The organism is Glutamicibacter sp. ZJUTW (genome assembly GCF_008370855.1).
GTDB lineage: Bacteria > Actinomycetota > Actinomycetes > Actinomycetales > Micrococcaceae > Glutamicibacter > Glutamicibacter nicotianae.
In genome coordinates this window covers 3,213,377-3,226,591 of record NZ_CP043624.1, presented here as the reverse complement: position 1 = coordinate 3,226,591, position 13,215 = coordinate 3,213,377, and the positions used below count along the sequence as shown (strand labels likewise).

Sequence of the window (13,215 nt, the reverse complement as noted above, 5' to 3'; positions counted from 1 at the left end):
CACCCATGACATTTCACGAGCTCGAAACCACACCTCGATCCGTGGAACTAAGCGAGGACGACGCTGAAATGCTGCGGGCCTCGAAGTTGGTTAATGTTTCTCGTTCCTGGTGCGGCGGCTGGGACATCAGCCCGACGGGAATGGTGGGCGCCGTGCAGGTGGGGGAACTGCTGATTGAGGTTCGTCCCAAAGATAAGGTGGGCCTGAGTCGGCTGATGTTCATGCTCGGCTACGCTGCTGACCCGGGCTTTAGTGAAGCGGACACGGACGCGGTGGAGGAACCAGATTTTTTTGCGGCGATCGCACATTCTTTTGCACGACAATGCGAGAGAGCCCTGCAACGCGGGCCGCTCTCTAGCTACGTCACCGTGGAGGAGTCACTGCGAGTGCTTCGTGGCAAGATCCGTGTTGGAGACCAGATCTCACGACACCTTGGACTTCCCATTCCGTTGGAAGTCACCTTTGACGATTTCACGAAGGACATCGCCGAGAACCGGATACTTCGGACCGCAATAAGAATCGTTCTCGATCTTACCGCGGTGCCTCCTGCGGTGCGGGAACGTCTCTCGCGTTTGGACCGGAACCTCGATGGTGTGAAACTTCTCCCTCGGGTTGCTCCATGGCCGCAATGGCAAGAAAGTAGGGCCAACGCCCACTATATTCCGGCGCTTCGTATGGCCGCCCTGATTCGTGATGGACTATCTGTAGAGTCGGGCAAGGGACGCAGCAGGATGAGCTCATTTGCTGTGGACATGGCGAAGGTATTTGAAGATTTCGTGACGACAGCGATAAAGGAGTCCATGCGTTTCTTTCCGGGGACTGTTCACGCTCAGTTCGAAGCTCATTTGGATGAGCCCAGACAAGGGGAAAGACCACGTACGACCATGTACGTTGATGCCGTCTATTGCGAGGCTGGCATACCCCGGGTTGTATTCGACGCCAAATACAAAGCTTCACAGTTCGGTAGCTACTCAAACGCAGATGAGTACCAGATGCTTGCGTACTGCACTGCTTTGGACGTGCCGAGGGCATGGTTGCTTTATGCAGGTGCTGGAAGCCCCAGAATCGTGAAAGTCAGAAATACAAACAAGGAAATCGTGCACTTTCCGTTGGACCTGTCATTGAGTCCAGAACGGCTGTTGGAGCGGGTGCAGAATGTCGCTAACTTGGCCCATGCTCGAAAAAATTCTGTATAAGTCACACACTTTTCCATGACGTCGTGGTCAGTATCTTGGTGGCGCAACTCTTCGAGACCTTCCCAAGGCTTGCGATTGGGAGTCGCAAATCGAAAATTACAAGAAGGCCGAGAACTGACGTGGCGGACTCTACCGACCGTTTACCAGATCGCCTAGACAATCGGCGAGTAGGGACCGGCGGTCGTCGACGAAAGCCAGCTGCATGCCGGTCCGGGGATCCGCATCCGGGACGCGCTAGACATGCTCAATCGATGACCAGCAGGCGCGCAGTCCACCACGGATCTAACGCAGAGCCCTCAGCCGCAACGGGAGCCGGCGCCACGAGATTTGAATGGCCGCCGTATGGGGGAAATAGCCGAGGAAAAGGTCGGCCAGTAACGCCATGTTATTCAATTGGGGCTGACAGTTCCTTGAATTCAGGGAACCAAACTCGGATCATTGCATCACGGCGACCGCCCGAAAGCTTCAGGTGACCGGAAGCTTCGTCCAGAAGATCCATAAGATCATCGAAGCTTTCCGTATCCGTGACGTACCGAGGCGAAAATCCTGATCGCTTCAGGACCCTCATCCCCTTGCTTCTCTGCTGAGTTACCTGCCCCATTCTCGATTCTTCGTCGTTTACAAAGACCACGCCGCTGTCGATTTTGATCGGTGGATAAATGTACATATCGTCGCAGAATATGACGATGTCTCCACACTTGTACGCGTCGTCGGCGTTCTCGATTTGCATGACGTCAAGGTTGAAGCCGGTGGGTCTCGTTGTGCCGGTGAGGATCTCGTCCTGCTCTTCTTCCGTTAGGTCTGCGTCGTACCTCGTCACCAAATACACGTTCTCGACCGCCCATGGGAAGCCTGTAACCAGTGGCTTCGACGTGTTGACTCCGGTGATTCCGGATATTGCTTTCCCTTCTTTGTACAGACGCTTGAGATCTGCCAGCTTCTCCTGGGTTATTTTCATTCCATGGTCATCGATCTCGCGGAGAACAAACTCCTTGACGCTTCTACGATTTTTTATGCTGTCAGTAACGATGATGGCTTCAGAGGATCGCGCAGAGCTTGCGGAGGCATTGGCTGATCCGACGATAGCGTGCTTGTCTGTCGCAATTACTTTGGCATGAAGGCGTTCTGAGCTGTAAACCTTGACGCCTCGGTCGATGTATCGCTCGATTGCGAATGGGCTGGTGGCTCGTGAAGATACATTGTTGGCCCGTGCATTGACCAGCAGTACATCGCCAGCCTTGAGTGGTAGTCGGTCCGGTGCGTCGTTCCCCAGGAATGCAATCGCGGCGTGAATCTTGCCGGAGCCGTCAACAATTTCGGTGATGTGCGGCCAAACATCTTCTGAGTAGAAATCCATTTTCATGGTTTCTATCCAAGCACCTGGAACGGCATGTTCGTGCACCGACTTACGTTGTAGCCGGAATTCTTAGCTGGCCGCGGGATGGCCTGCGAAACGGTCCGTCCAGCGGCATTACCCGGATGTTGCGCGCCTGACCAGTATGGGGAAATGACATTCATCGGCTCGGTCAGCGACGCGGTCGTTATTCGCATGTTCGGAAGCAGTCAGGCCGCTGATCGCTGTATCGTCAGGAACTAGCGGTCTTCGAGGAGACTCCCGAAGAGTCTCTGGGACGGCACCTTGGCTTTAGGGTACTTGAGGCCCACGGTTTCGCGGGCGAATTGCGACGGGCTAACTTCCAACCAGCGGTTTTGATCCACGTCACCTCCATACTTTATGCCCCTCGTATCGCGTAGACACCATTTCGCTTTAGTAACCTTGCTTCTCGCTCTGAAGATAACCACATGGTCACATTTGGTGCCTACTGGCCACCATAGATCTGGTGGCTCGAAAGCTTGCCGATCCATGTGTCTTCCTCACAATCGTCCAAGCTGCGAGCCGAGCCGACTCGACCCGCCGCCCACTCCTGTCGATGTGGCTAAGAATTGCCATAACTTCTCGGGGGAACGGCAAACGAAAGTTCTCTCCGAGTTGCCCGGTGCTCTGGTGGATTATCTTTTGGTGCTCATCCATTGAAATGATTTCAGCGCCCTCGAAATCGGACCGAAGCTGCTGGACTCGACTTGGAGGTAGAGGAGATTCGAGACTTGCTGCAGGCGCCAGTTCGGCGCCCGGCAAAACGAAATGGCCATCGTGCGGCAGCGTGACCAATCCTGGGATCGGAACAGACGTCAGTTGATATTCTGTCCGTGCAGGCCGGCTTATGGTTACTTACGCAAGATGGTGTAGATTCTATTGTTGACATTGATCTGAAGCGGCTCGTCGCTCTCCCGCAGTCTTCGCATGTACGCAGCGCCCACTCCAATAGTTCCGGAACGAGACCCATTGGGCCGCCAAAGGACATCGACGTGCACACCATCGAGGACGACCTGGAGCTTGGTAGTCACATCAGGAAATGCATGTTTGGCTTCGAAAGGAATACGAAGTTCGCTCCGCATGCGGTCCTTGTCTGTCACTGGTTGCGACTGGACTATTGATTCGGCAGACGAACCATCAATGGGTTCTGTGTAACCAACGATTGACGCTGATTACGCGGGACCTTGTAGTTCGACAAGCCATGGCGCTTATGGAGGCCGTTGCCTACGTCGATATTGGCAAATGGTGCCACCCTCTCATTATCAAACAGATGACGGCGATGCCCGGGATCGATGCTGGTGGCAAAGGCAGCGAGCATGGACTGTTCACGAGTCGAGACCTCGTCGCAAGATGCGAAATGCACGTACAACTGATCAAGACTTTCAAGAGTCTTTAACCACCAGCCACCAGCGTGTGGTGCGCGAGCGCCCAACTTGGTCGAGTAGTACTGTCCAACTCGGGTCCGGATTGAAGTGCCAGCCATGCCGATGTAGAGGACTGGTTCGTTAGGGATCCAGAAGCGTCCAATCCGTTCGGTCAATGTGCTTGGCGTCGCGAGAACGCCATCAACGGATGTCCTGGGACAGACTGACAATAGATCGGTGTAGGCCGACGCCGAAGGAACACAAATATCTCTGTTCACGCGTGTGGCCTCCGCATCGACGGACCAACTGACACAGTAAACACCCGGAACGTTTGGAAGAGCCAGCTCGCCCCATTGGACCACGCCGGATGGATTTAGATCTGCAGCGGCAAAGAGCTCGCGAATAGATAGTGGCACGTTGATAATTTATCGCAAGATTCCTGCCTCGCGGTCTAATCTCGATCGTAACTACTGCAGTTTCACTCCTATCCAGTTGAAACAGTGCTAACGGGGAGTGCAATAGCCACGGAGTGCAATCTTCAGTGCCGCAAATCGTCCTATGAGTCGAGTAACCTGGCAACATGGACATCGGGGAAGAGCTAAATACGTTCGACTTGGGTGAAGGAATCTTCGAGATTCTTATTACCGACCACCTAGCAGGGCGACTTCAGGCATTGTCCGGCTACAAGCGGACAGTGGAACCGATTGTTCCCGAGAACGCCCCGGGTGAACTGGCCCGCTTTCTTGGGCGCGCGATTGAGAAGCGGTTGGGCGCGCTAACGCCGGATCAAATGATTGACCTGTCCAACCAGATACTTGACATGGTTGGTCATTCACAGGATGTTCTACCGGGCCCGAAAAAACTTTTGGAGTTGCAACGCGACGATGCAATTCGGATGCGGTCATTCAAACGACCGCAGACCTCGCTAAGCTCGGCTGCCCTACTCACGAATAGCCGCGAAGACCCGCAACTGGCTGCCGAGCTGAGAGCCGAGTTATCTTCGGCCGATCGAGTCGATCTGCTGTGTGCCTTCATCAAATGGGAAGGTCTCCGGTTGCTTTCCGATTCGCTGGAGACACTCAAGGATTACGGCATTCCGATCCGGGTCATCACCACAACATATATGGGTGCCACCCAACGTCACGCAATCGACGAATTGGTTCGCCGTTTCGGTGCCGAAGTTCGCATTAACTACGAGACCAATGCGACCCGGCTTCACGCCAAGGCCTGGATGTTCCACCGGAATTCAGGGTTTGACACTGCATACGTTGGAAGCTCCAACCTGAGCCGACCGGCACTGCTCGACGGCCTTGAATGGAATGTTCGACTCTCTGGCGTGGCAACTCCAAGTCTGTTGCAAAAATTCTCGATGACCTTCGACAGCTATTGGGAGGACGACGCCTTCGTTCCATACGATCCCGATACTGACGCAGAGCGACTTGACGCTGCACTGAAACGGGCGGGCGGAACGACGGCGGAACGAATGCTCGGATCCACCGGGCTGGAAGTGCTTCCGCTGCTGCACCAAAAGGAAATGCTCGAAGAACTCGAAGCCGCCCGCACAAACCGCAACGAGCACCGAAACCTGGTGGTTGCTGCAACGGGGACCGGCAAGACCGTACTCGCGGCGCTGGATTACGAGCGACTGTGCGAAGCTGCTGGCCGGGACCTTACCCTTTTATTCGTGGCTCACCGCAAGGAGATCCTAGAGCAATCGCTCAAAACGTATCGCAAGGTACTGGGGAAGGGCTCCTTTGGCGAGATGTTCGTGGATGGACAAAAACCGGAAGCCTGGAAGCACGTGTTCGCCAGTATCCAGTCCTTAGCCGCTTTCGGACTTTCCAGGATCGACCCGCAGGCATTCGATGTGGTGGTGATCGATGAATTCCACCATGCCGAAGCATCTTCATACCGCAAGCTCATTGAGCACCTGAAGCCCATCGAACTGCTGGGACTCACTGCAACACCCGAACGTGGCGACGGCGTCAATGTGGCTGACACCTACTTCGGCGGTCGAATTGCCGCGGAACTGCGCCTGTGGGATGCCTTGGACGCAGACCTCCTGGTTCCTTTCCACTATTTCGGGGTGGCAGACGACGTCGACCTCACCGCAATCGAATGGAAGCGCGGTTCCTACGACCTGGAACAGCTGAGTAATGTTTACACAGGTAATGACATGCGTGCACTGAAGATCATCAACGAACTGCGCGACAAGGTGGTCAGCACGTCCGCGATGCGTGCACTGGGTTTCTGTGTCTCGGTCCAACACGCGCATTACATGGCCAAGGTTTTCAACGAGGCAGGAATCCCTTCGGTAGCGGTGTCCGGAATTTCAAGCACCGAGGAACGCGAGGGAGCGCTAGCCAAACTACGTGCCCGTGAACTGAACTGCATCTTTGCCGTCGATCTTTTTAACGAGGGCCTCGACGTTCCGGAGATCGACACCATTCTTTTGCTACGTCCCACTCAGAGTTCCACGATCTTCCTGCAACAGCTCGGCCGTGGACTCCGGCGCGCAGACGACAAGGCAGTACTTACGGTATTGGACTTCATCGGCCAACAACGTCGGGAGTTCCGTTTCGACGTGAAGTTTCGTGCCTTGCTGGATGTTCCGCGCAAAAAATTGGAGCACATCATTGATGACGGTGCGCCCGGACTTCCCTCGGGGTGCCAGCTAATGCTCGACCGCGTGGCGCGCGCGATCGTGCTAGAGAACATTCGATCTCAGTTAAAGCTCACCAAGCCGGCATTGGTAAATGAAATTAAGTCGCATGGGCTGACTGCCATGGACGACTACCTCGCCGCGTCCGGACGAGATGTCAAAGATATTTACCGCAAAACGGGAGATTCGTGGACTGAATTGGTTCGTCGAGCAGGACTGATCTCATCGCGTTCTCCTTGGGAAGAAGAGTTGAACCGAATCGGTGTCGACCAACTAAATGAAGAACATGAACTTCTTAAACGGGTAACTCGTTTCCTCCATGTTGACGATGCAGAGCGCGCTGATGCGTACTCGGCGCTGCTTTCAACTAGCGCCCCACGTTATGCCGACTTGGAACCGCGAGTGCAAATATTTGCTCGGATGCTGTTCTATACCTTCTGGGATAACGGAGGCGGGTTTGAAACCTACGACCAGGGACTAGATCGCATTCGTGCAAACGGATACCTGGTTGAAGAGCTGCGAGCTGCCTTTGCGAGAGGTGTGGACCGCGGAGCGCACGCACCAAGGGGACTCCCGCTCGGACTGCAGCATATCCCGCTGTATTCGCATGCCACATACTGGCGCTCTGAGATTCTAGCAGCACTTGAATACGGATCGTTGGAACTTGGCAAGGGAGTCAACCACCGTGAAGGGGTCGCATGGTGTTCACAGGCAAATACCGACGCGCTCTTCGTAACGCTGGACAAGGACGAATCCGTCCACAATCCAAATACCCTATACAAGGACTATGCGATCAGCCCGCAATTATTTCACTGGGAATCACAGAACGCCACCAGCCCAACCAGCCCTACCGGCAAACGCTACTTGAACCGCAAAGAGCATGCTTCGCATATCTTGCTTTTCACCAGAGACGCCGCGAGGGACATTGACGGGCTGGTATTGCCGTTCACATGCTTGGGCACAGTCGATTATGTGAAACACGAAGGTTCCAAACCCATCGCCATCACGTGGAAGTTGCATCGAGAGATGCCGGTCAGCGTATTCACATCAGCGAATGCAGTTGCTCGTTGAGAATGTGGCGGTTATTTCCATGACAGTGAGAACTATCTGCTTAGATCTTTGCAGTGAGGAAGATGAGGAATGACGTGCCGGGAAAGCTCGAAATTGCAGACGAGGCCTACCAACGGCCGTCGAGTCGACTCCTGATCGACTGCGACACCGGGATAGATGATGCCTTGGCGCTGGCGTACCTCTCCTCGCTCGACCATATTCGGATAGAAGCTGTCACCTGTACTCCGGGCAACATCGATGTCGGGCAGGTCGCAGCGAATAATCGTGCCTTGCTTACGCTCTGCGCAAAGTCGGACATTCCAGTGCTCATTGGTGCGCGCGAACCGCTAGAAATTCCTTTGGTGACTACGCCGGAAACTCATGGTCCGCAAGGCGTTGGCTACGCGACCCTTCCAGACCCAATGTACCCAGAGCCCATGGCTCTCGACGCCATCGATTATTGGATCGAAGCTGCAAGGGGCAACCTGGGCGAACTGACTGTCCTCCTCACCGCGCCACTGACCAACTTCGCCCTTGCGCTTCGCCGCGAACCACGACTTCCCTGGTTGCTGCGCAAGGTAGTAATCATGGGCGGTGCCTTCTACTACCAGGGCAACACCACGCCTACGGCCGAATGGAACACTCACGTGGACCCGCATGCCGCAAAGGAAGTCTTTGCTGCGTACACTGCTGCCGCTGAAGAAGGATTGGATTCCTCGAAATTGCCGATTGTCTGCTCTTTGGACACTACGGAGCGCTTTGAAATGCAGCCCGACTTTCTGAAAAAGCTCTCCAGTGAATCTGGATGCGCTGAACCGGAAATTGTCCAGGCTAGCGATCCAGAAGGGACATTAAGCAAGTCCTCGAATCCACTGGTGCGCTATCTCTCCGACGCCCTGCGTTTCTACTTCGAATTCCATCGCCAATACGACCAAGGTTACATCGCTCACGTGCACGACTTCTTTGCCGCTGGCGTTGCCGCCGGCACGCTGGACTACGAGACCCGCCCCGCAACGGTGGACGTAGAAACAGATTCACCATTGCTCTTTGGTACGACAGTGGCTGACTTCCGCGGGCTGTGGGGCAAACCGGCGAATGCACAAGTGGTCGTGGCAAATAATCCCGAGGCGGGATTTGCCGAGCTGGTCCAACGACTCGGCGCGCTGGCAAGAAAACTCAATGAGAATTCCTGAGCGCAAGCAGGTGGGCTAGACTCGTCTACCGGGTCGAGGTGACATAGACCCGCCATTCGCGCGTTGCGGGAGCAATCCTGCGCGCAATTAACTCGTATCCCCAGGATTGCCTCATCATGTCACCGAATCTTCTCTTGCCCGAAGCATCACCGACCCAGCTCCTGCGCCGCCGGGTGCTCGGCGCCGCTGGAACCCTGCTTCTCGTTGGAACCTACCTGTTTCTGGTCATCACCCAACCAACGGGAATCGTCGAAGGGCTGGGCCAGGGAGTTGCTCTGGCAACTTTCGCCGCTTACCTGATCGCTGCCATCCTGCTGCTGCTCGCAGTCCTGCCGGATCTGCCAGTTTCTGCCCTGACGCTGATCCCGGTCGCCCTGGCATTGAACATCATCCTGGGCCAATTCGTCGGATCCGTCATGGTCCCGCTCTACCTGGATTCCATCGGCACCGTATTGGTAGGCTTCCTGGCCGGACGCCGTGCCGGCGCCGCCACCGGTGTGCTCAGCACCCTGATCTGGTCGCTGTTTGCACCTACCGTATTGCCATTCGCAGCTGGAGCCGCGCTGGTCGGTTTCCTTGCGGGAACCGCCGCCCGCTACGGAGCCTTGCGCCGGCCATACCTTGCCCCAATCGCCGGCCTGGTTTCCGGTGTGCTGGTTGGTGTGGTCTCTTCCCCGGTAGCCGCGTTCGTCTACGGCGGCACCTCGGGAGTCGGTACCGGCGCAGTAGTTGCAGCCTTCCGTTCCATGGGTGATTCGCTGCTCTCCGCAGTCACCAAGCAGGCCCTGATCTCCGATCCGGGAGATAAGGCCATTGTCTTCCTTATCGCGGCACTGCTGGTCTTCGCCCTGCCGAAGCGCCTGAGCGGTTCCTTCGAATTCATCCGCCGCTACAAGGTGCTGGGCAAGAGCGGAAACAAGTAGTACACCGATGAAGCGCCGCATCACCGGGTTGCACCCCTTTACCGTGCTTTGCCTCGCCTTGTTCACGGTTGCCGTAGCCACGGCTACCAACGTATGGTGGCTGAGCTGCGCGGTGATAGTCCTCTGCGTGGCCATTGGCGCGGTGGCCGGCAAAGCCCGCAAACTCGCGGCGCTTAGCGGTGCAATCATGCTTCCAACCCTGTTGTCCTTGCTGATGATCCATGGACTGGCATCCCGGGATTCGTCTCCGGTGATCGCCTCGTGGGGGCCAGTAAGCCTGACCCTTGGGGGAGTGGAGATTGCCACGGCCTTGGCTTTGCGCACAGCGGTGCTGGTGGTGGTTGGCTTGCTCTGTGGTTTGCTGATCGACAAGCACCAGCTGGTGGCGGCCATCGACTTGTCGCCAGCTCCGCCGCAGGCGGGGTACCTGCTGGCGTCCACCTTGTTCCTTCTTCCGCAGATGATGGAAAAGCAGCATGCCATTGGCGAAGCCCAAGCTTTGCGGAAGGCAGGAACCGGCCGTGGCTTGGCCGGCTGGCTGCAGCGCCTGAGGCTACGAGCGGTGCCGCTGGTGCTCTCCTCGGTGCAGGATGCCCATGACCGTTCGGTTTATCTGGAGGCACGCGGTTTTCCAGCCCGCGGCGAGCACAGCAGATTGCGCCAGGTCGCAGACTCGCAAATACAGCGAGGAGTCCGCTGGGTTGCCCTGCTGTGTTCGGTGGTGGTGCCGGTAGCGATTCTGGTGCCATTCGGAGGTGCCGCATGATGGACGTGGAACACCGTGCACCTGTCGAAAGCACGTCGGTGCTGCACCTCCGGTTGGGAAGCTTCCGCTACGCAGACGCGGATCACGATACCTTGCGCGCAATCGAGCTGGAATTATCTCCGGGGTCCTTGACGGTCATTTCCGGCGACTCTGGATCCGGGAAATCCACATTTGGCGGGGTACTCGCTGGTATGCTCCCGCGGCAGGGAACCGACAGTTGTGAGGGAACATTTATCCTGGCGGGGCAACGGATCGATTATTCTCCGGAGCATTCGCCACGAATCGACGTAGCCGGCTGGGCCAGGCATGTGGGATTGTTGCCCCAGGATGCTGGTCTCTACCTTTCGAGGATTCGCCAGACGGTTGCAGAAGAGCTGGTCTTCGCGAGGGAGAACGAAGGAATGCCCCGCGAAGAGATGGCCGAGCTCATCTCCGAGCTTTCAGCACGGCTGTCCATGGAGCATCTGCTGGAACGCGATCCTGCCAAGCTTTCAGGAGGCCAAGAACGCTTGGTCGCCCTGGCGGCGCTGTCAGCAGCCATGCCTACCATCATCGTGCTGGATGAACCGCTGGCAGGCTTGGATTCCAAGGCAATCGAAGCAGTGACGGAGATGGTCACCCGGCTGCGTGCCGCCGGCACCGCGCTAGTGGTGTTAACCCGTACCACTGAAGCATGGGAAGCCGAAGCAGATGCCCTGTGGAATTTGGCGGACGGAACTTTGCGGCCTGCGGCTGAAACCGCCAGAACTACTTCGTTGTCTTCCAGTCCGACTCGAGCATCCGTCGCACTAGCCTTCGCAAAGCCCCTGTTGGCCTTTGCCGGAGTGCAACTCGGATACAAGGGCGCGAGTGCCCCGGTCATCTCCGACCTCGATCTCGAAGTCCTTGCAGGAGAATGCGTGGGGCTTGCCGGTGCCAACGGAACAGGCAAGACTACACTGCTCAAAGCCGCCGCGGGCCTGCTCAAGCCAATTGCCGGCAAGTTGCGGGTGGCAGCCGATTCCGGGATGCTCCTGCAAAATCCTTCGGACCAGCTCTTCGAGCGGACGGTAACCCGCGAGATTGCCTTTGGCCTTCCCAAAAAGGGCATTCAGCGCGCCCGGGTGCCGCGAATTCTTGAGCAACTGGGTTTGGCATCCTATGCCCAGACCCATCCTTATGAGCTGCCTGCTTCGGCCCGACGGCTTGTTGCCTTGGCTACCGTGCTGGTGCGCGAACCACGGCTGCTGCTTCTTGATGAACCAACCGAGGCGCTGGATTCGGCGGGGCTTCAAATCCTGAACGAGGTCATCGATTCGATGCTTGAACGCGGGGGAGCGGTGCTGTTCTCTTCCCATGATGAGCGATTCATCGCGCGTACTGCCCATCGGGTGCACAGAATGCCGCGATAACAGCGGGGAAACTGCTCACTGGACCTTGTTCAACAGACTGCCCTGGCCGTTAGCCAGCTCATATTTGCAGCCGAACTGGAATACGTCAACGGAAAACCTAGTTGGACTATGCAAGTACAAATTCCACTTCAGGAGTCTTATCCCATGGATCTGTTTTCCCCTCTCGCCCTCGGCGACCTCAAGCTGTCCAACCGCTTGGTCATGGCACCGCTCACCCGTTCCCGTTCGGGCAAGGACGGCGTGCCCAACGCAGATGTAGTGGAGTATTACCGCCAGCGTGCGTCCCTGGGCCTGATTGTCAGCGAGGGCACCTACCCGAGCTTTGCCGGCCAGGGATTCGTCCGCCAGCCGGGCCTAGTCACCGAGGAGCAGATTGCCGGCTGGAAGAAGGTCACCGACGCGGTGCACGCCGAAGGCGGCCTCATCGTCGCCCAGGTCATGCATGCTGGCCGCGTCACCCACCCGGAAACCACCGGTGTCGACTACGTCGAAGCACCCAGTGCCATCGCGGTTGAGGGCGAGTCGCGCACCTACACCGGAAAGCACGCCTACCCGGTTCCGCATGCACTGGGTTCTGAAGAACTCCCACGGATCATCGAGGAATTCGTGACTGCTTCGCGCAACGCCATCGCCGCCGGATTCGACGGCGTGGAGCTTCACGGTGCCAACGGCTACCTGTTGCACGAGTTCCTGGCACCTTCGGCCAACACCCGCACCGATAACTATGGTGGCTCCCCGGAGAACCGGGCCCGCTTTGTCATTGAAGTAGTGACCGCGGTTGCCAATGCCATTGGCGCCGGGAAGACCGGCCTGCGCATTTCGCCGGAACACAATGTCCAGGGTGCGCTGGAAAACGATCGCGCGGATGTGCTGGCTACCTACACCGCGCTGGTTCGGGGCATCGCGCCACTGGGGCTGGCCAACCTGAGCATCCTGCACCATGACCCAGCCGGCGAGCTGGTCCAGTCGCTGCGCAAGGCCTTTGGCGGACCGGTGCTGCTGAACACCGGCTTCGCAGAGATCACCACCTATGAGGAAGCCGCCCGCGTGGCTGCCGAAGGCTGGGGCGAAGCCGTTGTCGTGGGCCGCCCTGCGATTGCCAACCCGGATTTGGTGCGCCGCTGGAAAGAACAGCTGCCGCTGAACGAACCGGATTTCGCGACCTTCTACACCGAAGGTCCCAAGGGCTACATCGACTACCCGTTCTGGGAGAACTGATCACGCCAGCTGAATAGCAATGCCAGCGGCTCCGTCCAACCTGCATTGGATGGAGCCGCTGGCTTTTGCAATATTTG

Annotated in this window: 9 protein-coding genes; 7 read left to right on the top strand and 2 right to left on the bottom strand. The window is 57.1% G+C overall.

Translation table 11 applies throughout. From position 1 onward, the window contains the following. The first annotated feature begins 5 nt into the window (after window positions 1-5). Window positions 6-1,196: an McrC family protein gene (locus tag F0M17_RS15165; RefSeq protein ID WP_149597451.1), complete on the top strand. Its 1,191-nt coding sequence runs from the start codon at window positions 6-8 to the stop codon at window positions 1,194-1,196. A gap of 385 nt (window positions 1,197-1,581) precedes the next feature. On the opposite strand, the gene F0M17_RS15160 is transcribed toward F0M17_RS15165, so the two are convergent. After that, a complete protein-coding gene (locus F0M17_RS15160; RefSeq protein WP_073706987.1) occupies window positions 1,582-2,559 on the bottom strand; it encodes a hypothetical protein in 978 nt (325 codons plus the stop codon). Window positions 2,560-3,685: 1,126 nt separating this feature from the next. Continuing rightward, the gene (locus F0M17_RS15155) at window positions 3,686-4,213 is read right to left on the bottom strand and encodes a hypothetical protein (RefSeq protein ID WP_210416658.1); all 528 of its coding nucleotides are present in this window, start codon (window positions 4,211-4,213) and stop codon (window positions 3,686-3,688) included. 302 nt (window positions 4,214-4,515) lie between these two features. Between F0M17_RS15155 and F0M17_RS15150 the strand changes: the two genes are divergently transcribed. From F0M17_RS15150 to F0M17_RS15125, 6 genes are all read left to right on the top strand, one after another. After that, window positions 4,516-7,668 (top strand): DUF3427 domain-containing protein, encoded by a 3,153-nt coding sequence (locus tag F0M17_RS15150; RefSeq protein ID WP_149597448.1) that lies wholly within the window; start codon window positions 4,516-4,518, stop codon window positions 7,666-7,668. Between the two features lie 74 nt (window positions 7,669-7,742). Next, entirely contained in the window at window positions 7,743-8,840 is a 1,098-nt protein-coding gene (locus tag F0M17_RS15145; RefSeq protein ID WP_246857073.1) for a nucleoside hydrolase, read from the top strand. Between the two features lie 116 nt (window positions 8,841-8,956). Continuing rightward, a complete protein-coding gene (locus tag F0M17_RS15140) occupies window positions 8,957-9,763 on the top strand; it encodes an ECF transporter S component (RefSeq protein WP_149597446.1) in 807 nt (268 codons plus the stop codon). A gap of 7 nt (window positions 9,764-9,770) precedes the next feature. Next, the gene (locus tag F0M17_RS15135) at window positions 9,771-10,529 is read left to right on the top strand and encodes an energy-coupling factor transporter transmembrane protein EcfT (RefSeq protein ID WP_073706982.1); all 759 of its coding nucleotides are present in this window, start codon (window positions 9,771-9,773) and stop codon (window positions 10,527-10,529) included. After that, window positions 10,526-11,920, top strand: coding sequence for an ATP-binding cassette domain-containing protein (locus F0M17_RS15130; protein ID WP_073706981.1), 1,395 nt, complete (start codon window positions 10,526-10,528; stop codon window positions 11,918-11,920). The genes F0M17_RS15135 and F0M17_RS15130 overlap by 4 nt, the downstream gene beginning before the upstream one ends. A gap of 144 nt (window positions 11,921-12,064) precedes the next feature. Further along, window positions 12,065-13,138, top strand: a complete 1,074-nt coding sequence (locus tag F0M17_RS15125) for an alkene reductase (protein WP_073706980.1) — start codon at window positions 12,065-12,067, stop codon at window positions 13,136-13,138. Window positions 13,139-13,215: the final 77 nt, after the last annotated feature.

What these genes read in the sequence shown, in the direction of transcription:
- F0M17_RS15165 (WP_149597451.1), top strand. Translation starts at nt 6, where the DNA reads ATGACATTTCACGAGCTCGAAACCACACCTCGATCCGTGGAACTAAGC.
- F0M17_RS15160 (WP_073706987.1), bottom strand. Translation starts at nt 2,559, where the DNA reads ATGAAAATGGATTTCTACTCAGAAGATGTTTGGCCGCACATCACCGAA.
- F0M17_RS15150 (WP_149597448.1), top strand. Translation starts at nt 4,516, where the DNA reads ATGGACATCGGGGAAGAGCTAAATACGTTCGACTTGGGTGAAGGAATC.
- F0M17_RS15140 (WP_149597446.1), top strand. Translation starts at nt 8,957, where the DNA reads ATGTCACCGAATCTTCTCTTGCCCGAAGCATCACCGACCCAGCTCCTG.
- F0M17_RS15135 (WP_073706982.1), top strand. Translation starts at nt 9,771, where the DNA reads ATGAAGCGCCGCATCACCGGGTTGCACCCCTTTACCGTGCTTTGCCTC.
- F0M17_RS15130 (WP_073706981.1), top strand. Translation starts at nt 10,526, where the DNA reads ATGATGGACGTGGAACACCGTGCACCTGTCGAAAGCACGTCGGTGCTG.
- F0M17_RS15125 (WP_073706980.1), top strand. Translation starts at nt 12,065, where the DNA reads ATGGATCTGTTTTCCCCTCTCGCCCTCGGCGACCTCAAGCTGTCCAAC.